Annotated in this window: 18 protein-coding genes; 12 read left to right on the top strand and 6 right to left on the bottom strand. The window is 72.9% G+C overall.

The window, feature by feature from the left end; genetic code table 11:
* A partial coding sequence (locus Q0195_RS01860) for a UPF0182 family protein (protein ID WP_299273784.1) occupies positions 1-1,201 on the bottom strand: 1,201 nt, incomplete at its 3' end.
* 144 nt (positions 1,202-1,345) lie between these two features.
* Here Q0195_RS01860 and Q0195_RS01855 point away from each other — a divergent pair.
* Complete coding sequence (locus Q0195_RS01855; RefSeq protein WP_299273781.1) at positions 1,346-1,897, top strand: PPA1309 family protein; 552 nt, start codon at positions 1,346-1,348, stop codon at positions 1,895-1,897.
* Positions 1,898-1,910: 13 nt separating this feature from the next.
* Here the strand turns inward: Q0195_RS01855 and Q0195_RS01850 are convergent, their stop codons facing one another.
* Positions 1,911-3,038: a S16 family serine protease gene (locus Q0195_RS01850; RefSeq protein ID WP_299273779.1), complete on the bottom strand. Its 1,128-nt coding sequence runs from the start codon at positions 3,036-3,038 to the stop codon at positions 1,911-1,913.
* Between the two features lie 137 nt (positions 3,039-3,175).
* Between Q0195_RS01850 and Q0195_RS01845 the strand changes: the two genes are divergently transcribed.
* Positions 3,176-4,666 carry a zinc-dependent metalloprotease gene (locus tag Q0195_RS01845; protein WP_299273777.1) on the top strand — a complete coding sequence of 497 codons (1,491 nt, stop codon included), beginning with the start codon at positions 3,176-3,178 and terminating at the stop codon, positions 4,664-4,666.
* 121 nt (positions 4,667-4,787) lie between these two features.
* Here Q0195_RS01845 and Q0195_RS01840 read toward each other — a convergent pair whose 3' ends face one another.
* The gene (locus tag Q0195_RS01840; RefSeq protein ID WP_299273775.1) at positions 4,788-5,312 is read right to left on the bottom strand and encodes a M48 family metallopeptidase; all 525 of its coding nucleotides are present in this window, start codon (positions 5,310-5,312) and stop codon (positions 4,788-4,790) included.
* 135 nt (positions 5,313-5,447) lie between these two features.
* On the opposite strand from Q0195_RS01840, the gene Q0195_RS01835 reads away from it, so the two are divergent.
* Positions 5,448-6,476, top strand: a complete 1,029-nt coding sequence (locus tag Q0195_RS01835; protein WP_299273772.1) for a thiamine biosynthesis protein ThiF — start codon at positions 5,448-5,450, stop codon at positions 6,474-6,476.
* A gap of 4 nt (positions 6,477-6,480) precedes the next feature.
* Here the strand turns inward: Q0195_RS01835 and Q0195_RS01830 are convergent, their stop codons facing one another.
* Both Q0195_RS01830 and Q0195_RS01825 read right to left on the bottom strand, forming a co-directional pair.
* On the bottom strand, positions 6,481-6,816 hold the full coding sequence (locus tag Q0195_RS01830; protein ID WP_299273770.1) for a WhiB family transcriptional regulator: 336 nt from the start codon (positions 6,814-6,816) through the stop codon (positions 6,481-6,483).
* A gap of 447 nt (positions 6,817-7,263) precedes the next feature.
* Positions 7,264-9,306, bottom strand: coding sequence for an ATP-dependent DNA helicase UvrD2 (locus Q0195_RS01825; protein ID WP_299273768.1), 2,043 nt, complete (start codon positions 9,304-9,306; stop codon positions 7,264-7,266).
* Positions 9,307-9,444: 138 nt separating this feature from the next.
* Here Q0195_RS01825 and Q0195_RS01820 point away from each other — a divergent pair, with 138 nt between their 5' ends.
* Together Q0195_RS01820 and Q0195_RS01815 are read left to right on the top strand one after the other, a co-directional pair.
* Positions 9,445-10,839, top strand: coding sequence for an aldehyde dehydrogenase family protein (locus Q0195_RS01820; protein WP_299273765.1), 1,395 nt, complete (start codon positions 9,445-9,447; stop codon positions 10,837-10,839).
* Positions 10,840-10,911: 72 nt separating this feature from the next.
* Entirely contained in the window at positions 10,912-11,169 is a 258-nt protein-coding gene (locus Q0195_RS01815) for a mycoredoxin (RefSeq protein WP_299273762.1), read from the top strand.
* 31 nt (positions 11,170-11,200) lie between these two features.
* Here Q0195_RS01815 and nudC read toward each other — a convergent pair whose 3' ends face one another.
* The gene (nudC, locus tag Q0195_RS01810; protein ID WP_299273760.1) at positions 11,201-12,172 is read right to left on the bottom strand and encodes an NAD(+) diphosphatase; all 972 of its coding nucleotides are present in this window, start codon (positions 12,170-12,172) and stop codon (positions 11,201-11,203) included.
* A 77-nt stretch (positions 12,173-12,249) separates the two neighbouring features.
* Between nudC and Q0195_RS01805 the strand changes: the two genes are divergently transcribed.
* From Q0195_RS01805 to Q0195_RS01775, 7 genes are all read left to right on the top strand, one after another.
* Complete coding sequence (locus tag Q0195_RS01805; protein WP_299273757.1) at positions 12,250-13,434, top strand: phosphotransferase; 1,185 nt, start codon at positions 12,250-12,252, stop codon at positions 13,432-13,434.
* A gap of 341 nt (positions 13,435-13,775) precedes the next feature.
* Complete coding sequence (locus Q0195_RS01800; protein WP_299273786.1) at positions 13,776-15,011, top strand: extracellular solute-binding protein; 1,236 nt, start codon at positions 13,776-13,778, stop codon at positions 15,009-15,011.
* Positions 15,008-16,003, top strand: coding sequence for a sugar ABC transporter permease (locus Q0195_RS01795; protein ID WP_299273754.1), 996 nt, complete (start codon positions 15,008-15,010; stop codon positions 16,001-16,003). The genes Q0195_RS01800 and Q0195_RS01795 overlap by 4 nt, the downstream gene beginning before the upstream one ends.
* Positions 16,003-16,851 (top strand): carbohydrate ABC transporter permease, encoded by an 849-nt coding sequence (locus Q0195_RS01790; RefSeq protein WP_299273752.1) that lies wholly within the window; start codon positions 16,003-16,005, stop codon positions 16,849-16,851. The genes Q0195_RS01795 and Q0195_RS01790 overlap by 1 nt, the downstream gene beginning before the upstream one ends.
* A 27-nt stretch (positions 16,852-16,878) precedes the next feature.
* Positions 16,879-18,180 carry a sn-glycerol-3-phosphate ABC transporter ATP-binding protein UgpC gene (gene ugpC, locus Q0195_RS01785; protein ID WP_299273750.1) on the top strand — a complete coding sequence of 434 codons (1,302 nt, stop codon included), beginning with the start codon at positions 16,879-16,881 and terminating at the stop codon, positions 18,178-18,180.
* Between the two features lie 249 nt (positions 18,181-18,429).
* Positions 18,430-18,993 carry a diaminobutyrate acetyltransferase gene (ectA, locus tag Q0195_RS01780; RefSeq protein WP_299273748.1) on the top strand — a complete coding sequence of 188 codons (564 nt, stop codon included), beginning with the start codon at positions 18,430-18,432 and terminating at the stop codon, positions 18,991-18,993.
* Between the two features lie 54 nt (positions 18,994-19,047).
* Positions 19,048-19,930 (top strand): diaminobutyrate--2-oxoglutarate transaminase (locus Q0195_RS01775; RefSeq protein WP_299273745.1); only part of this gene is annotated, 883 nt, incomplete at its 3' end.

Here is a 19,930-nt window from a genome sequence, read left to right as displayed (position 1 = left end):
CGTAGCGGTCCACCGCCAGGCTGGGCGCGAAGTCGTAGTACTGCCGGTTCTGCTGCAGTTGGCGGAAGGTCGGGCTGACGATGTTCGGGTCGAGCAGCCGGATGCTCGCCGTCGACTCCGAGTCGTCGCGCAGCTGGCCGGGCTCCGTCTCGGTGACGGCGTCGTAGGTCTGGACCTCGATGTCCTCCAGCCCGTAGGCCGCCAGCGTCGCGTCGATGTTGCGCTGGATGTACGGCGACTCGGCCTCCACGGCGTTCGGCGTCACCTGGAAGCGCTGGACCACGGCCGGGTAGATCCCGCCGATGACGACGCCGGAGACGATCATGACGCCCACCCCGGCGGCGGGCAGCAGCCACGAGCCGCGGAAGGCGGAGACGAAGAAGAGGATCGCGATGAGTACCGCGATGACCGCGAGGATCGTCTTGGCGGGCAGGTTGGCGTGGATGTCGGCGAAGGAGGCGCCGGCGAAGCGCTCGTTCTCCTCCACGAGCAGGGAGTAGCGGTCCAGCCAGTAGTTGGCGCCGATGAGGAGGACGAACAGGCCCGCCATGATCGACAGCTGGATCCGGGCGGCGTTCGTCATGCGCTGCGGACGTCCGCCGAGCTGGATCCCGCCGTAGAGGTAGTGGGTGACGAGCGAGGCCACCGCGGTGATGAGGAGCACCGTCATGAGGAACGAGACGAGCGTGCGCACCACCGGCAGGGTGAAGACGAAGAAGCCGATGTCCAGCCCGAACTCGGGGTCGGTGGCGCCGAAGGGCTCACGGTTGAGCCACATGAGCACCGCGCGCCAGTTGCCGCTGGCGGAGATACCGGCGAAGAAGCCCAGGACGATCGGGGCCCCGATCATGACGAGACGGCGCAGCGGCTCCACACTCTCCCGGTAGCGGTCGAGGTTCTGCTGCTCCGGGGTGACCGGGGCGTAGATCGGGCGCGACCGGTAGGCGAGGCGCAGCCCCAGCCACACCGGCACCCCCATGAGCAGGAAGCCGAGGACGAAGAGGACCGCGCGGGTGGTCCACTCCCGCCACAGCACCGCCTCGAACTCCAGGTGCGAGAACCAGAGCACCTCCGTCCACAGCTGTGCGGTGATCATGAGGAGCACGGCGAGGACGGCGAGGACGACGAGGGTGGGTACGAGCGCACCCCGTCGGCGGCCCCCGGCTGGTCGCGTCGGTCGTGGGACGGAAGCAGTCGTCACGTGGATGGCACCTTCGGTCGTGTCACTGTCGGTGGGCGGCCGACGGACGCCCCTGCAGAGAGGAACGCGCGGCGCTCCCCTAAGGTTCCCACACCCGGCACACCGGGGACGTCAACCTTTCACCCGGTGGTGGATCATGGGGCCATGAGCGACACCACCGCCAGCCCACGTCAGCGCGCCCTGCGGGGGGCGGTCCTCGACATCGAACGCCACGTGAGCTCGCTGGGGTGGGACACCCCGGTCCTCGTCTTCTCGCTGGTGCGCACCGCCGCGGCGCTGGCAGCCAACCCGGCCATCGCGGCGGAGCTGCCGGACGGCGCGGCGGAGTCCGCGCAGGAGGACCCCGAGCACCTGCTGTCCGTCGAGCAGGACGGGCTGCCGCAGGCCGACACCCTGGAGGAGCTGCTCGCCCAGCTCGCCTGGCCGCCGGAGGTGGACGGCGCGGCGATCGTCGTCGAGCGCATCGTCGTCCCGCCCGAGGCCGAGACGGACATGCCGCGCGACGCGCAGGAGGCGGTGGCCTACCTCGAGGCGCACCCGGACCGCCAGGACGTGCGGATCGCCGTCGGAGTACTGCGCACCGGCGAGTCCTGGTGCGCGCTGCGCTCGCGCAGCCACGACTCCGACGACGCCGTCGCCGGCTCCCCCGACGCCGTCCCGGGCCTGGTCGAGGCGCTGCGCGCCACCTTCTCCTGACGCGGGCGGGGCGTCAGCCCGCGGGGCAGCGGGGCAGGTCGGTGGTGCTGCCCTGTGCCACGGCCTCCAGGGCGGCGACGGCGTCGCCGACGGTGTCGACGGCGATGACCTCCAACCCGTCCGGGACCGCCCCGACCACCTCGTCGCAGTTCTCCACCGGCGCGAGGAACCAGTCCGCGCCGTCTCGGAGCGCACCGGCCATCTTCTGCTGGATGCCGCCGATGGGGCCGACGTCACCGGCGAGGTCGACCGTCCCGGTGCCGGCGACGTCCTGCCCGCCGGTGAGCGAGCCGGGCGTGAGGATGTCGATGATGCCCAGGGCAAGCATGAGCCCGGCGCTCGGTCCGCCGATGTTCTCGATGGCGAACTCGACCTCGAAGGGCAGGTCGACCTCGGGCGCGATCATGACGCCGAGCAGGCTGCCGCCCTCGCCGTCGTCCTGGGTGACGACCTCGACCTCGGTGCCCTCGCCCGCGCGCTCGACGCCGAGGGTCACCGCGGACCCGGGCGGCGTGTGGGCGAGCACCTCGCTGAGGACGGCGAAGGAGGTCAGCTCCGTCGGCGCGTCACCGGCGGGGGCGATGGACACGAGGAGGTCGCCCTCCTCCAGGAGCCCGTGGCTCGCGCCGTGCGGCGCGGTGCCCGCGACACGCAGCTCGGTGGGCACGTCCTGGCCGAGCTCGGTGAGGGCGGCGACGGCGGCGTTCGTCTGGGAGGAGCTCATCTGCAGGGTGGACTCCTGCTGCACCTCCTCGCGGGTCTGCTCGGGGTCGAATGCGACCTCGCGGGGCACGACGGTGGTGGTCCCGGACAGCCAGCCGCCGATGACCTGGACGGCGGTGACCGGGAAGCCGGGGCCGCCCCGGGTGGAGACCGTGGTGAGCAGCAGGCTGCCGTCCGTGGGGTAGGTGTCGGTGCCCTCGACGGTGATGAGCGGTGTGCCTTCCTCCAGCTCACCGATCGTGTCCACCGTCGGTCCCGGGCTCTGGACCGCGTACGGCGGGGTGAGGAAGAGCATGACGAGGGCGATGACGAAGGTGACCGCGCTGGAGAGGGCGGCGGTCACGGTCCGCGGGCTGAGGAGGGGTCGGTCGTCGTCGGCCGCCTGCCAGGACGGGGTCCGGTCGGGTCGAAGGAGCACGGCCACATCATCACCCTGCCGCCCCGGGATGCCGAAGCGGGAGGGTCACGCCCTGGGCGAAACCGGCCGCGTCACGGGCTGACCGGGGCTGCGGGCAGGGTTACCGTGGTGACCCCCGAGGATCTGGAGCTGCCGAGATGAGCGAGGACCCGAGTCGGCCCGGTGAGGAGAGCTGGGAGGCGCTGCTGCGCTCCATGCTCGGGCCGCAGGCCGCCGAGGAGGCGATGTCGGCGATGCGCGCGGCGGGGCTGGACCCCTCCGCGATGGCGAACGCTGCCGGGCTGCCGCAGGACCGCAACCAGCTGGCGATGATGCTCCAGCAGATGCAGCAGGTGCTCGCCGCCGGCGGCAGCGACCCGGTGAACTGGGCCCTGGCGGGAGACATCGCCTCCCAGGTGGTGCGCCAGGCCGGTGACCCGGCGGTGACGGCGGCGCAGGCCGCCCAGGTCACCCAGGCGCTGCAGGTGGCCGACCTGTGGCTCGACGCCGTCACCGACTTCGGGCCGAGCGGCGGTGCCCAGCACGCGTGGTCGCGCACGGACTGGGCGCAGCAGACCATGCCGACGTGGAAGCGGCTCGCCGAGCCGATCGCCACCTCGGTGGCCCGCGCGCTGGAGAAGGTGCTGGAGGAGCAGACCCGCGAGCTGGGTGAGCACCCGTTCGCGGCGGGTCTGGGGATCGGCGCCGCGGGCGGCCTCATCCGTCAGCTCGGCGGCGCGGTCTTCGGGATGCAGGTGGGGCAGGCGGTCGGCACCCTCGCCGGGGAGGTGTTCGGCACCTCCGACACCGGTCTGCCGCTCGTCGAGGGCCCGCACACGGCCCTCGTCCCGGCCAACGTCGGCGCCTTCGCGGAGGGCCTGGACGCCCCGGAGGAGGAGGTGCGCCTCTTCCTGGCGGTGCGCGAGGTGGCCCACGCCCGCCTGTTCGCCAACGTCCCGTGGCTGCGCTCCCATCTCCTGGGCGCCGTGGAGGCGTACGCCCGGGAGATCTCCATCGACACCGGCGCGATCGAGGAGGCGGTCCGGTCCATCGACCCCAGCGACCCGGAGGCCCTGCGCGAGGCGTTCTCCAGCGGGGTGTTCGTCCTCGAGCAGAGCCCTGCGCAGCAGGCGGCGCTGGTACGGCTGGAGACGGCGCTGGCGCTCGTCGAGGGCTGGGTCGAGGTGGTCGCCGGGCAGGCGGTGGCCGCCCACTTGCCGCACGCCGTGCCGCTGCGCGAGATGGTCCGCCGCCGGCGCGCCGCCGGCGGACCGGCGGAACAGACCTTCGCCTCCCTCGTCGGGCTGGAGCTGCGCCCGCGGCGGCTGCGTGAGGCCGCCGCACTGTGGACGCACCTCGCCGAGGAGCGCGGCGACAGCGCCCGCGACGCGCTGTGGTCCCACCCCGACCTCATGCCCACCGCCGAGGAGCTCGACGACCCGCGCGGGTTCGTCGCCGCGCGCGACGCCGCCGCCTCCGCCGAGGAGGACGTGGACGCCGCGCTGGCGAGCATCCTCGCCGAGGCCGAGAGCGACGCCACACGAACGGGCGACACCACGCGGACGGGCGACGCCCCGACGGACGACACGGCTCCCGACGAGGACGACGACGGCGGGCCGACCGGGGCGGGCGGCCCGGAACCGCGCTGACCCGGCCGCTGCGACACCGACCGACGCCGTCGGCCCTCGGTCCTCGCGGATCCCGTAGTCCTCGAGCGCACTGCCCCGCCGGCCGCTCCCGGTGACCGGCAACCGGGCCCCGCTCGGGATCTCAGTCCTCGGCGTCCGGCGCCTCCAGGCCGGCCTGGTGGCGGGCGAAGGACACACCCTCGAGGAACCCGCGCGCCCGCGTGGTGTGCGGGTAGCGCTCGACCCACGCCCAGAACTCCGGCCCGTGCCCGGCGACGAGCAGGTGGGCCAGCTCGTGGACGAGGACGTAGTCGAGCACCCAGCCCGGCATCCCCCGGACCTGGTCGGAGATCCGGATACTCCCGGTGGCGGGTGTGCAGGAGCCCCACCGGGTTCGCTGGTTGCTCACCCAGGCGACCGCCGAGGGGCGGGCCCGCCCCTCGAGGTACCGCTGGGAGAGGCGCTCGGCCCGGGCGGCGAGCTCGGTGTCGGAGGGTCGCTGCCGCCGGCGCCGGCGCTCCAGCCGCTCCACCATCCGCGCCACCCACTCCGCCTCCTCGGCCGCGGTGAAGCGGTCGGGGATGGCGACGACGGTGCGGCCGTTCTCGCGGAACGCCTGCACCGTCTTGGTACGCCGACGGCTGCGCCTCACCTCGATCTCCGACATGTGAGCACCCTACGGCGCGGCGCGGACCCGGCAGCCACGCCGGCCACGTCGTGGGGACGGCCCGCTTGTCCACAGCCGGGTGCCCCGCCCTGTCGCCCCGCCCGCCGTCCTGCCATCCTCGACGCAGGAGGGGCGATGCGACTACGACCGGGGACGCACGTGCTGTGGCGCGGCGAGGGGACCAGCCAGGTCCACGCCGACCCGCGGCACGCCGTCGTGCTCGAGGGGCTGACGGCCGAGGAGCAGCGACTGCTCGACGGGCTGGAGCGGGAGGCGAGCGAGCAGGAGGTGCTGGCGCGGGCGCGGGGGCTCGGGATCGGCCGGCAGCGGGCGCGCGAGCTGATCGCCCGGCTCGACGCGTGCGGCGCGCTGGAGCACGCCCGTGACCCCGCCCTCGACCACCACGGCCTGGGCGCCGAGGTCGACCACTGGTCACGAGTGGCCCTGCGGGACGCCACCGACGTCGTCGTCCGGCGGGGTGAGGCGGTCGTCGCGGTGCTCGGGCTGGGCCGCCTCGGCCTCCTCCTCGCCGGTGGGCTCGCCGCGGCCGGGGTCGGGACGCTGCTGGTCGAGGACGCCGCCCGGGTCCGCCGCGACGACGTCGGGCTGGGGGGCTACCGCCTGGGCGACGTCGGTGAACATCGCGGTGAACGCGCGCGCGTGGCACTGCGCCTCACCCACCCCCACCTGCGGACCACGGCGCCGCCACGCACCCGCCCGGACCTCGTCGTCCTCGTCGAGCAGGACGTCAGCGACCCGGTGCGGCTGCGCCCGCTCCTCCGGGAGGACGTCGCCCACCTCCTCGTCGTGGCCCGCGAGGTGGACGCCGTCGTCGGTCCGCTCGTCACGCCCGGGCGCGGGCCGTGCGGGCGCTGCGTCGACCTGCACCGCACGGACGCCGACGCCCGCTGGCCGGCGGTCGCCACCCAGCTGCTGGGCTCGCCGTCCCGTGGTGTGGAGGCGTGCACCGCGCTGCTGGCGGCGGCGACCGCGGTCGGCCAGGTGCTCGCCTTCCTCGACCGGCGCCCGGTGGCGGCTGCCGGCACGAGCCTCGTGGTCGACGCCCGCCGGCCGGTACCGCAGACACAGCAGTGGCCGGTGCACCCGCACTGCGGGTGCACCGGCCTTCCTGCGGAGGTGAGGACCGTCGCCGTCGGCGGCTAGGTCCTCACGCCGCCGGCTGCTGCTTGCGCGGACGTCCCCGTCCCCGCTTGGTCGGCACGACCTGGCCGCCGATGAACACCTCGCCGCCCCAGACGCCCCACGGCTCGGCGCGCTCGATGGCACCGGCGAGGCAGGCCTCGCGGACAGGGCAGCTGCGGCACAGCGCCTTGGCGAACTCGACGTCCGCCTGCCGCTCCGCGAACCAGAGGTCGGGGTCCTCCGCCTCCTGGCACGGGGCGACGACGGTCGGCTCGACCAGCGAGAGGTCCGGCTCCTCCGGGAGCGGCCACGACTGCGACGACCCCTGGCTCAGTCGGTCGAGAAGGGTGGTGAGTTGCACGACTTGTCTCCGTGAGTGCGAATACCGGGTCTGGACAGGACCAGCGGCGATTCCCCGGGAGGGGCGGACCGCGGTCTGGAGCAGCGCGGTCCGGCGGAGAACGTGTGCGGTTCTACAGCGTCCGGAACAGGCTGCCTGCGGCACTGCCGACAGGTGCTCGGCGAAGGCGGGCGGGTGCCGCGGTGAACGCGGATCGACCAGCGCGCGCGCCGAGAGCTCGGCCGGCGGCATCCAGCAGTCGGATGATGGTCACTGCAGTTCACCTCCCCTTCGCACGGGGGACCCTCACGTGCTGGCTAGGCACAGGTCCCGTTTCGGTCACGGACGAACAGGACACTACGCCCGCTCCGGAGCGGCGGGCAAGGTATTTATCGAAGAGATTTCCCCGCGCCGCCACCCGGGTGTGGAAACCGCGGGAACTCGCGGCTTTCGCCAGGTAAATCCTGGTCACGCCCCCGGCGGGGGGACAACGACCTCCTCGCCGCGGACGATCGCGAGCACCGCCGGCCCGTACGCCTGGAGCTTGGCCGCACCGATGCCCCGGAGGAACCCGAGCTGGCGCAGGTCCTTGGGCCGGGCCTCGGCGATGGCCGCGAGGGTGGTGTCGTGCAGGACGGTGTACGGCGGCTTGCCCATCGCCGAGGCCACCTGGCCGCGCCAGGCGCGCAGCCGCTCGAAGAGCGCGGCGCCCTCGGGGTCGTGCTCGGCCAGCTCGGCCACCCGGTCGCGCCGCTCCCGTCGCACCGCAGGACGGCGGCGTCCGTCGCCGTCCTCGGGCCACAGGCCGTCGAGGAACCGGGAGGGCTTGCGGGTGGCCCGGCCACCCACGGTGCGGGCCCGCGCGTAGGAGAGCATGAGGTGCTCCCGCGCCCGGGTGATCCCGACGTAGAGCAGCCGCCGCTCCTCCGCGATGGCCTCCTCGGTCTCGGCGAGCGAGATCGGCAGCAGGCCCTCGCTCGCGCCGACGAGGAACACGGCGTCCCACTCCAGGCCCTTGGCGGCGTGGAGAGAGGCGAGAGTGACCCCGGAGACGGTCGGGGCGTGCTGGGCGCCGGCCCGCTCCTCCAGCTCGGCGACGAGGGCGGCGAGGTCTGCACCCCGGGTGACGGCGAGGTCGTCGGCGAGGGCGACGAGCGCCTGCAGCGACTCCCACCGCTCGCGCACGGCACCGCGCGCGGCCGGCGGCTCGGGCGACCAGCCGACACCCGCGAGGACGTCGCGCACGGCCTCGGGCATCGCGTGCCCCGCCATCGTCCGGGCCGCCCCGCGGAGCAGCACCATCGCCTCCCGCACCTCCCGGCGGGAGAAGAACCGCTCCCCGCCGCGGACGAGGTACCCGATCCCGGCCTGCGCGAGCGCCTGCTCCAGCGCCTCTGCCTGGCCGTTGGTGCGGTAGAGCACGGCGATCTCGCTGCGCGGCACCCCGGACTTCTCCAGCGCGGCGATCCGGGTGGCCACCCCGGCGGCCTCGGCGACGTCGTCGTCGAAGACCTCGAACCGCACCGCGGGGCCCGACGGGCGCTGGGCCACGAGACGGACCGCTGCGCTGGACCGGTGCCGGCCGGCACGCTCGAGCACGCTGTTGGCCAGGGACACCACCTGCGGCGTGGAGCGGTAGTCGCGGACCAGGCGGACCACCGCCGCCTCCGGGAAGCGACGCGGGAACTGGGTGAGGAAGTCCGGCGTGGCACCGGTGAAGGAGTAGATGGTCTGGGAGACGTCGCCGACGACGCACAGCTCGCGCCGGTCCCCCAGCCACAGGTCGAGCAGCCGCTGCTGCAGCGGCGAGACGTCCTGGTACTCGTCGACGACGAAGTGGCGGTACTGGCGGCGCACCTCGGCGGCGATGTCCTCCCGCTCCTCGAGGATGCCGACCATGAGGAGGAGGACGTCCTCGAAGTCGATGGCGCCGCGTTCGGTCTTGACGTCCTCGTAGACCTCGATGAGGCGGGCGACCGTGGCACGGTCGTGCCCCGCGGGCGCCTCCTCCCGGCCGGCGGAGGCGGCGCGGGCGACGTAGTCCTCGGCGGTGACGAGGCTGACCTTGGCCCACTCGATCTCGGCAGCCAGGTCGCGGATGCTCACCCGGTCGACGTCGAGGCCGAGCCGGCCGGAGGCCTCGGCGACGAGGGGCGCCTTGTGCTCCTGGAGCTTGGGCAGCCCGCCACCGATCGCGTTGGGCCAGAAGTAGGACAGCTGGCGCAGCGCCGCGGCGTGGAACGTGCGCGCCTGGACGCCGCCGACGCCGAGGTCGCGCAGCCGCGACCGCATCTCCCCCGCTGCCCGCGCGGTGAAGGTCACGGCGAGCACGGTGGTCGGGTTGTAGACGCCGGACCGCACCCCGTGGGCGATCCGGTAGGTGATGGCGCGGGTCTTGCCGGTGCCGGCGCCGGCGAGCACACACAGGGGTCCGGTGAGATGCTGGGCGACGGCGCGCTGGTCCTCGTCCAACGCCTCGAGGAGCTCCTCGCTGCTGGGGATCGTGGTCATCGCCCCCCAGTCTCCCAACTCCCGCCGACACACCGCCCCTGGCGTCCGTGGCTGTGGATAGATTCACCCGTGGCACACGGGGGGCGGCGGGTGCCGGTGCAGGCGCGCTCAGCGGCTCCCCCACACGAGAGGAGAGCGATGCGTACCACCACGGACCGTGCCACCCGTACCTACCGCAGCCTCGACCCGGCCACGGGTCGGCTGCTCCGCACCTTTCCCACCCTCTCCGACGACGAGATGGAGGACGCACTTGCCCGTGCCCACGCGGCCTTCGCGCGATGGCGCGAGACCTCGTTGGAGGAGCGCGTCGAGTGCTTCCGGCGCTTCGCCGCGCTGGCCGAGGACAACGCCGAGGAGCTGGCCCGGCAGTCGACCCGGGAGATGGGAAAGCCGCTGGCCCACTCGATGCTCGAGGTGAGCACCGTCGTCGACGTCTTCACCTACCTGGCCGACCACGGCCCCGCGCTGCTGGCCGACGTGCCCGCCACCGTGCCTGGCTTCTCCACGGCAGTGACCCGTCGGGAACCGGTCGGCGTCGTGCTCGGCATCGAGCCGTGGAACCTGCCCCTGTACCAGGCAGCACGGGCGGCCGCCCCGAACCTCATGCTCGGCAACACGGTGCTGCTCAAGCCCTCGGAGATCACTCCTGGCTCGACGCTGCTCCTCGACGGCCTCATGCGGGAGGCGGGTTTCCCGGCCGACGTCTACCGCACGGTGCTGCTCTCCCCCGAGCAGGTCTCCCGTCTCATCGCCGACCCGCGGGTCCGTGCCGTCACCCTCACCGGCTCGGACCGGGCCGGTGCGGCCGTCGGTGAGCAGGCCGGTCGCCACATCAAGCCGGTGGTGCTGGAGCTCGGCGGTTCGGACCCGTTCATCGTGCTCGACGACGCCGACGTCCCGGCGGCCGCAGCGACTGCCGCCCAGGGCCGGCTCCTGCTGAACGGGCAGGCATGCATCGCGCCCAAGCGCGTCATCGTCACGGACGCCGTCGCCGAGGACTTCCTCGCGGCCTACACCCCGATCTTCGCCGAGCAGACGGTGGGCGACCCCTTCGACCCGGCCACCACCGTGGGTCCGCTGTCCAGCGCGCAGGCGGTCGAGCGCCTCCAGGCGCAGTACGACGACGCGGTCGCCAAGGGCGCGACCGTCCTCGTGCCCGGGGGTCAGACCGACGGCCCGGGCGCCTTCTTCCGGCCCGCCGTCATCACCGACATCACCCCGGAGATGCGGGTCTACCACGAGGAGGCCTTCGGCCCCCTGGGCATGGTCTACCGCGTCGCCGACGCCGACGCCGCGGTCGAGCTCGCCAACAGCTCGCCCTACGGGTTGAACGGCACCGTCTTCTCCGCGGACCTCGACGCCGCCCGGGGCGTCGCCCGACGTCTCGACGTCGGGGGCGTGGGCATCAACGGATGGCTCGCCGCGCCGTCGACGCTGCCCTTCGGCGGGACGAAACGCTCCGGCGTCGGCCGCGAGCTGGGACCGGTCGCGATGGAGGCCTTCGCCAACCTCAAGAGCTACGCGACCGCCTGACGGACGGAAATATCCGACACCCGCTCACCGTTCTCCACACTCGACGACACTTGTCCACGACGAGGAGAGACGATGACCACGACGACGCCCGCTCCCGGCACCGTCACGATGTACACCACCTCCTGGTGCGGATACTGCCGTCGGCTGAAGAGCCGGCTCGAGGCCGAGGGCATCGGCTACCGCGAGGTGAACATCGAGGAGGAGCCGGAGGCCGCGCAGTTCGTCGAGCAGGTCAACGACGGCAACCGGACCGTGCCGACGGTGCTCTTCCCGGACGGCTCGGCCGCGACCAACCCGTCCCTCGCCGAGGTCCGCCGCCGGCTGGGCTGAGCCCGCCACCGCGCCACGTCCGGGCGCGGGCTCAGCGAGCGTTCCGGTCGGGCAGCGGGCCGCCGAACCAGTCCTCGATGAGTGAGCGCGCGATCGAGGACCGCATCGGCAGGTGCACCTCGCCCGCACCGACCGCAGCGGCCAGCTCGGCGCGGGTGAAGAACCGGGCGTCGGTGAGCTCGACGCCGTCCACCTCGATCTCGGTGCCGGTGCCGGCGGCCACCTCGGCGCGGAAGGCCATCATCAGCGAGCACGGGAAGGGCCAGGGCTGGCTGCCCTCGTACCGGACCTCCCCCACGCGGATCCCGGTCTCCTCGGCGACCTCCCGGCGCACCGCCGCCTCGAGCGCCTCCCCCGGCTCGACGTAGCCGGCGAGGGTGGAGAAGCGCCGCTCGGGCCAGTGCGCGGCGTGGCCGAGCAGGATACGGTCCTCCGCGTCCACGACGGCCATGATCACCGCCGCGTCGGTGCGCGGGTAGTGCAGCGAGTGGTCCACGGTGCAGCGCCGCACCCAGCCGGCGTCGACCACCTCGGTCGCCTCCCCGCACCGGGGGCACCGCGGGTGGCGCTCGTGCCACGCCGCGAGCGCCACGGCCGTCGTGGCCAGCCCGGCGTCACGGTCGCTCAGCCGGTCCCCGACGTCGCGCAGATGGTGGAAGTCGACCCCGGCCACCAGCCGGACGAGCGGGGCGTCGGTGTCGACCGGTGCGCCGTCGAGGTCCCGCTCGGCGCCGAGGTGGTCGGGCAGCACGAGGGCGACGAACCGCTCGGCACCCTCCCGGCCGAGGTAGTGCACCTGCTCCGGCGTCCACGCCTGGACCGGCACCCGCGCGGCGTCGAGCAGGGTGAGCCCGGCCTCGTCCGCACCGACGAGGCCGCGGTGGACGAGCACCACCCGCGTCGTCACAGCGGCGCGCAGCTCCTCGAGGAGCCCGGGACGGGTGCGGGATGCGCCGTCGGCGTCGATGGTCGTGCGGGCCAGCGGGAGCCTGGTGAGTGCCACGTCCGCACCGTACCGGGCGGGGACGATCCGGCGCGCCGCCACGGGTGCCACGGACGCGGGCGTTCTACGGTGGGGGCGTGGCTCGCAGATCTCCTCTCGCTCTGGCGGCACTCGCCACCGCGGCGGTGCCGGGTCTCGACGTCGTGTCGACCCGGTCACCACAGTCCACGAGCGCCGACTTCCAGGTGACCGGGGTGCTCGACTCCGGCGGCCGTCACTGGGTGGTGCGCTGCCCGCTGCACGCCTCCGCCGGTGCGGCCCTCGAGGCGGAGGTGGAGCTGCTCGCCAACCTCGCCGCCCAGGTGCGGGCCGGCGCGCTGCCGTTCACCGTGCCGGAGCCGGCCGGGTTCGCCGCGCTGCCCGAGGGCGGACGCGCGATGGTCTACCGCCAGCTGCGCGGCCGTCCGCTGGACCTCGAGCGACTCGCCCCCGGTCCGGGGCTCGCGGCCGACCTGGGACGCTGCCTGGCCGCGCTGCACGAGCTGCCCGCCCGGGTGGTCGAGGACGCCGGGCTGCCGAGCTACGACGCCGAGGAGTACCGCCGCCGACTGCTCGCCGAGGTCGATGCCGCCGCGCGTACCGGGCACGTGCCCGCCGTGGTCCTGGAGCGCTGGGAGCGGGCGCTGGAGGACGTGGCACTGTGGCGCTTCCGCACCACCCCGGTGCACGGCGACCTCACCGAGGAGCACATCCTCGTCCTGGACGGCGAGGTCACCGCGATGCTCAGCTTCGCCGCCGCGCACGTGGGCGACCCCGCCGTGGACCTGGCCTGGCTGCTCGCCGGCGCTCCCGAGGAGAGCCTCGACGCCATCGAGGAGGCCTACGCGCTGGCCCGCCCGGAGAACGCCGACAGCTACCTGCTCGACCGCGCCCAGCTCGTCGGTGAGGTCGCCCTGGCCCGCTGGCTCATGCACGGCGTCAACACCGGGGACGAGCACATCGTCGCCGACGCCGTCGGGATGCTCGAGGACCTCGCCGAGCAGGTGCGCCACGCCGAGCCGATCGGGTACCGCGAACCCGTCGTCGTGCCGGGCCGGGCGGAGGACTGGACCCCGGAGCCCGGCGAGGCGGCGGACGAGGAGGCCGCGGCGCACGAGGAGACGGACGACCCGAACGCCACCGCCGAGTTGCCGCCCCTGGACGAAGGGACGGACACCGCCTCCGCCGCCGCACCGTCACAGCAGCCGGACACCGCGGAGGACGCCGACGAGCCGTCCGGCCATGAGGAGCCGGCCGCACCACAGCAGCGCACGGACCGCTGACCGGCCACCGCCGCCCGCACCGGCCCGCCTGGGCGCCGCGCGGGCGCATCCACGGCCACGGTCGCCGTCCCGGCAGGCATCGACCACGCCATCACGCCAGGCCTCGACCACGCCGGCACTGCCCGGGTCGAGGTACACGTGCCAGGGGTCGAGCGAACGCCGGTCAGGGCGGCGCCTAGGGCACGCACCGCCCCGTGCCGGGGCTCCACCAGGGGCCCTGGTGCCTCTCCGGATGCGAGCCCGCCGCGCACGGTGTTGTCTGGCTCCTGAGCCGGTCACGGCGGACCGGCTGGACCGCGGAGGAGGGGTACGTGCGACGACCTCGGACCACACTCTCGGTCCTGACGCTCGGACTGGCGGCGGCCACCGTGGGCGCCTGTGCCGGTGAGTCGGGACCACCCACGCTGACCTGGTACATCAACCCGGACAACGGCGGCCAGGAGGAGATCGCCCGCATCTGCACCGAGGAGGCCGAGGGCGAGTACCGGATCGAGACCTCCCTCCTGCCGCGCGACGCCGCCTCCCAGCGCGAGCAGCTGGCGCGGCGCCTCGCCGCCTCGGACTCCTCGATCGACATCATGAGCCTCGACCCGCCCTTCATCCCGGAGATGGCGGCGGCGAACTTCCTCGCCCCCGTCCCCGAGGAGCTGCAGGACACGGAGGACATCGTCCAGGGCGCGGTGGACTCCGCCACCTGGGACGGTGAGCTCGTCAGCGTCCCGTTCTGGGCCAACACCCAGCTCCTGTGGTACCGCAGGTCGGTGGCCGAGCAGGCGGGCCTGGACATGGAGCAGCCGGTCACCTGGGAGCAGCTCATCGAGGCGGCGACCGAGCAGGACCGCCTGCTCGGGGTGCAGGGCACGAAGAACGAGTCGCTCACCGTGTGGGTCAACGCCCTCGTCGCCTCCGCCGGCGGGCAGATCATCGCGAACCCCGAGGCTCCGTCGGACGAGGTCGAGCTCGACCTCGACTCCGACGCCGGGCGGGCGGCCGCGGAGGTCCTGCGGCGGATCGGCCAGGAGGGCCTGGCCGGCTCCGGCTTCCCCACGGCGGACGAGAACGCCTCGATGATTCTCTTCCGCGGGGACTCCGGCTCCTTCATGGTCAACTGGCCGTTCGTGTGGCCGGCGATCAACGAGTCGAACCCGGAGATCGTCGAGGACATCGGCTGGGCGGTCTACCCGCGGATGGACGAGGGCACCGAGGCCGCTCCACCGGTGGGCGGGATCAACCTCGGGGTGGGGGCGTTCAGCGACCACGTCGACCTCGCCTACGACGCCGTGGCCTGCATCGTCCGCCCCGAGCACCAGGCGGAGTACTTCCTCACCAACGGCAACCCGCCGTCGTCGGTGTCCGCCTACGACGACGAGCGGATCGCCGAGGACTTCCCGATGGCCGACGTCATCCGCGAGTCCCTCGAGCTGGCGGTGCCCCGCCCACAGACCCCCTTCTACAACGAGGTGTCCATCGGGATCCAGGAGACCTGGCACCCGCCGGCCGCCGTCGACCCCGAGACCACCCCCGCGTCGTCGGCGGACTTCATCACCGCGGTCCTGCGAGACGAGAGGCTGCTATGAGCTCCAACGTCCCAGCGGCCCGCCCCGCGGCAGGGCAGCGGCCCGACGCGCCGACGGCGCGGCCGGACGCCCGCCCGCGTCGTCGCCGCGGGTCGGACCGCTCCCGCTCCGAGGCCCGGCTCGGTTGGTACCTGGCCGGCCCCGCGTTCGTCATCATGCTCGCGGTCACGCTGTACCCGATCCTCCAGGCGCTGTACGACTCGCTCTTCAGCCTGCGTCTCACCGCCCCGGACGAGACCGAGCTCGTCTGGTTCCGCAACTACCGCGTCGTCCTCGGCGACCCGACGTTCTGGCAGTCGCTGGCGGTCACCGGGTTCATCACCGTCGTCACCGTGCTCGTCGAGCTGGTGCTCGGTTTCCTCCTCGCCCTGGTCATGCACCGGGCGATCACCCGGCTGCGCGGCCTCATCCGCACCGCGATCCTCGTGCCGTACGGCATCATCACCGTGGTCTCGGCCTTCGCCTGGTTCTACGCCTTCGACATCAACTCCGGTGGATACGTCAACAACTGGTTCAGCTGGCTGCCCGGCATCACCGAGAACCTCAACTGGTTCGCCCACCAGAACACCTCGCTCTTCGTCATCATCGCCTCCGAGGTGTGGAAGACGACCCCGTTCATCTCCCTGCTCCTCCTCTCCGGGCTCGCACAGGTGCCCGGGGACCTGGAGGAGGCGGCCAAGGTCGACGGCGCGACGGGCTGGCAGGTGATGCGCCGGGTGATCCTGCCGAACATGAAGGCCGCGATCATGGTCGCGGTGCTCTTCCGGGCGCTGGAGGCCTTCCGGATCTTCGACAACGTCTACATCATGACGCAGGGTGCCAACAACACCGAGGTGCTGTCGCTGCTCGCCTACAACACCTCGATCGGGCGGCTGGAGATCGGGCTCGGCTCGGCGATCTCGGTGCTCCTGTTCCTCTGCGTGCTCATCATCGCCGGGATCGCCATCAAGGGTTTCAAGGTGGATCTCGCCGGGACGAGGGGAGGCAGCTGATGCGGGGCATGACGACGCGCCAGAAGGTCGGCTGGGTGCTCATCACCGCCTTCGTGCTCATCTGGTCGCTGTTCCCGGTGGCGTCGATCCTCGCGACGTCGTTCAAGACCCAGGCCGGTCTCTTCTCCGGGACCTTCCTGCCTGAGGAGTGGACGTGGGAGAACTACGAGGCGATCCTCGCGCCGGGCGGCGGTGCGCAGGACCTCTTCCTCCCCTCGCTACGCAACTCGATCGGGATCTCCCTCATCTCCACCTTCATCGCCGTGGTGCTCGCGACGTTGTGCGCCTACGCGATCGCCCGGCTCGACTTCCGCGGCAAGCGGGTCATCCTCACCACGGCGCTGGCGGTGTCGGTCTTCCCGGTGGTCTCGATCGTCACCCCGCTGTTCAACCTGTGGCGTTCGATCGGGCTGTACGACACGTGGCCGGGCCTCGTCATCCCCTACCTGTCGCTCACCCTGCCCATCTCCATCTGGACGCTCGCGGCGTTCTTCCGGCAGATCCCCTGGGAGCTGGAGCAGGCCGCGCAGGTGGACGGCGCCACGCCGTTCCAGGCCTTCCGCAAGGCGGTCGTCCCGCTCGCCGCACCGGGTGTGTTCACCACCGCGATCATCGCGTTCTTCATCGCGTGGAACGACTTCGTCTACGGCATCTCGCTCACCTCGACGAGCGCCGCCCGGCCGGTCCCCGCGGCGCTGTCCTTCTTCACCGGTGCCTCGCAGTTCGAGGAGCCGACCGGGTCCATCTCGGCGGCCGCCATCGTCGTCACGGTGCCGGTGGTGGTCGTCGTCCTGCTCTTCCAGCGGCGCATCGTCTCCGGCCTCACCCAGGGCGCAGTCAAGGGCTGAGGCCCGCAACGGATCGAAGGAGTCCCCATGGCATCGATCACCCTCGACAACGTCGTGAAGACGTACCCGGACGGCTTCACCGCCGTCAAGGGCGTCAGCCTCGACATCGCCGACGGCGAGTTCGTCATCCTCGTCGGCCCGTCCGGGTGTGGGAAGTCCACCCTGCTGCGGATGATCGTCGGCCTGGAGGACATCACCGACGGTGAGCTGCGCATCGGTGACGAGGTCGTCAACGACAAGGCGCCGCGGGACCGGGACCTGGCGATGGTCTTCCAGAACTACGCCCTCTACCCCCACCTGACCGTCTACGAGAACATCGCCTTCCCGCTGCGGCTGACGAAGGGCCAGTACAGCGAGCAGGAGATCGACGAGCGGGTGCGGGAGGCCTCGGCCCTGCTCGAGCTCGACGAGCACCTCGAGCGCAAGCCGGCCAACCTCTCCGGCGGGCAGCGGCAGCGGGTGGCGATGGGCCGGGCCATCGTGCGGCGGGCCAAGGCATTCCTCTTCGACGAGCCGCTGTCCAACCTCGACGCCAAGCTCCGCGGGCAGATGCGCACGGAGATCGCGCGGCTGCAGCGCAACCTGGCGACGACGACCGTCTACGTCACCCACGACCAGACCGAGGCGATGACGCTGGGCGACCGGGTGGCCGTGCTGCGCCGCGGTGAGCTGCAGCAGGTGGCCAGCCCGCGCGGCCTGTACGACCAGCCGGTCAACCTCTTCGTCGCCGGGTTCATCGGCTCCCCGCCGATGAACTTCCTGCCCGGTGTCGTCGAGGGGGACGTGCTGCGCCTGCCGGTGGCCGAGGTGCCCATGGACGACCGCCTGCGCGCGGCGGTCGGTGACCGGGAGATCGTCATCGTCGGCATCCGGCCCGACTCCTTCGAGGACGCCGACACCCTCGACTCCGACCGCGCCTCCCGCGGGGTGAGGTTCGAGGCGGACGTCGACGTCACCGAGTGGCTCGGCGAGGTGCTCTACGCCTACATCCCCTTCGAGACGCACGAGGCCGTGCGTGACCAGCTCGAGCAGCTCGACCGCGACCTGGACGGCGAGGGGATGCGTTCCCAGCTCATCATCTCCCTCGACTCGGTGAGCACCGTCCGCGCCGGCGACCGGGCCGAGCTGTGGTTCGACCCGGCCGAGATGCACGTCTTCGACGCCGAGTCCGGCGTCAACCTCACCCGGGACGAGGAGCGCGCCACCCAGCTCGAGGAGGAGGCCAAGGAGCAGCGCCGGCGGGCCCTGGAGCGGGCGCGGCGGCGAGCCGAACGCGACGGCGCCCGGTCGGACGACCGCTCCTCCGACGCGGCGGGGGCGCGCGGCTGAGGTCCCGACGGTCAACGCCCGGTGAGGGCCGGCCCATACCCACCCTCGCCAGATCGTCGACAGGTAAAGATCTCACCATGTGGACGCCATTTTCGGGGCGGTTCCCGGACCCGCCGACGTCACGACCTTCCCGCGCCCTGGCAGCGGTATCCCGGCCTCGCCCACCCCGGCCCGCGGCGGCGACGACGGCGCCGCACGCCCCGTCCCCGGTTTCGGACCGCGGGCGGTCTCGTTACTGTGGCGTGCCGTATGCCCCAGACAACACCAGCAGTACCCCGTGTCCCGCAGGGCGAGCCCGGCGCCGGCGCCGCCTCGTCCGACGACCCCGAGCCTGACACTCCGCTCCTCCTCCGGCCCCCGACCCTCGCGGACGGCGCCCACATGTGGCGCCTGGCCCGCGACTCCGGCTCCCTGGACCTCAACACCTCCTACGCCTACCTGCTCTTCGCCCGCGACTTCGCGCGGACCTGCCGGGTCGCCGTGGTCGAGGGGGAGGTCGTCGGCTTCGTCCTGGGCTACCGGCGGCCCGAGGCGCCCGACACGCTCTTCGTGTGGCAGGTCGCGGTCGACCCGGCCGTGCGCGGCCGCCGGGTGGCCGGTCGGCTGCTCGCCGACGTCACGGTCGGGTCGCGCTGGCTCGAGGCCACCATCACCGCGGACAACACCGCCTCGCAGCGGCTGTTCGCCCGCTTCGCCCGCGAGCACGGCGCCGAGGTCGTCCGCTCGGAGCTGTTCGCCGCCGACCACTTCCCGGACGGACACGACGCCGAAGGGCTGGTGAGGATCGGCCCCCTGCCCACGACCGAGAGCTGACCCCCGCACGTCCCGGCGCGACCGCGCCACCCCACCGAAAGGCATTCACTCCCGATGACGATCACCACGCCCACGGAGCTCGAGTCCCAGGTCCGCAGCTACTCGCGGTCCTGGCCGGTCACCTTCGACCGCGCCGTGGGCGCGACGATGTACGACACGGACGGAAACGCCTACATCGACTTCTTCGCCGGCGCCGGCTCGCTCAATTACGGGCACAACAACCCGGCGCTGAAGAAGGTGCTGCTCGACTACCTCGCCCGCGACGCCGTCGTGCACTCCCTGGACATGTTCACCGCTGCCCGCGAGGAGTTCCTCCGCACCTTCGCCGAGCAGATCCTGCGGCCCCGCGGCATGGACCACAAGGTGGTCTTCCCCGGCCCGGGCGGGGCCAACGCCGTCGAGGCGGCGCTCAAGCTCGCCCGCAAGGTGACCGGCCGCGAGTCGGTCATCAGTTTCACCAACGCCTTCCACGGCATGACCCTCGGCGCGCTGGCGGTCACCGGGAACGCCATGAAGCGTGACGGCGCGGGAATCCCGCTGGTCCACGCCACGCCGATGCCCTACGACGACTACTTCGACGGGGACGTCCCGGACTTCCTCTACCTCGAGCGTCTCCTCAGCGACGGCGGGAGCGGGCTGAACACGCCGGCCGCCGTCATCGTCGAGACGGTCCAGGGGGAGGGCGGGATCAACGCCGCACGCGCCGAGTGGCTGCGCCGGCTCGCCGAGCTGTGCCGCGAGCACGACATCCTCCTCATCGTCGACGACATCCAGATGGGCTGTGGCCGCACCGGCGGCTTCTTCAGCTTCGAGGAGGCCGGCATCGTGCCCGACATCATCACCCTGTCGAAGTCGATCAGCGGCTACGGGCTGCCCATGGCGCTGACCCTGGTGCGCCCCGAGCTCGACATCTGGGAGCCGGGCGAGCACAACGGCA

The sequence above is a fragment of the uncultured Georgenia sp. genome (assembly GCF_937958535.1).
Classification (GTDB): Bacteria; Actinomycetota; Actinomycetes; order Actinomycetales; family Actinomycetaceae; genus Oceanitalea.
This window is presented reverse-complemented; position numbering and strand designations above follow the sequence as displayed.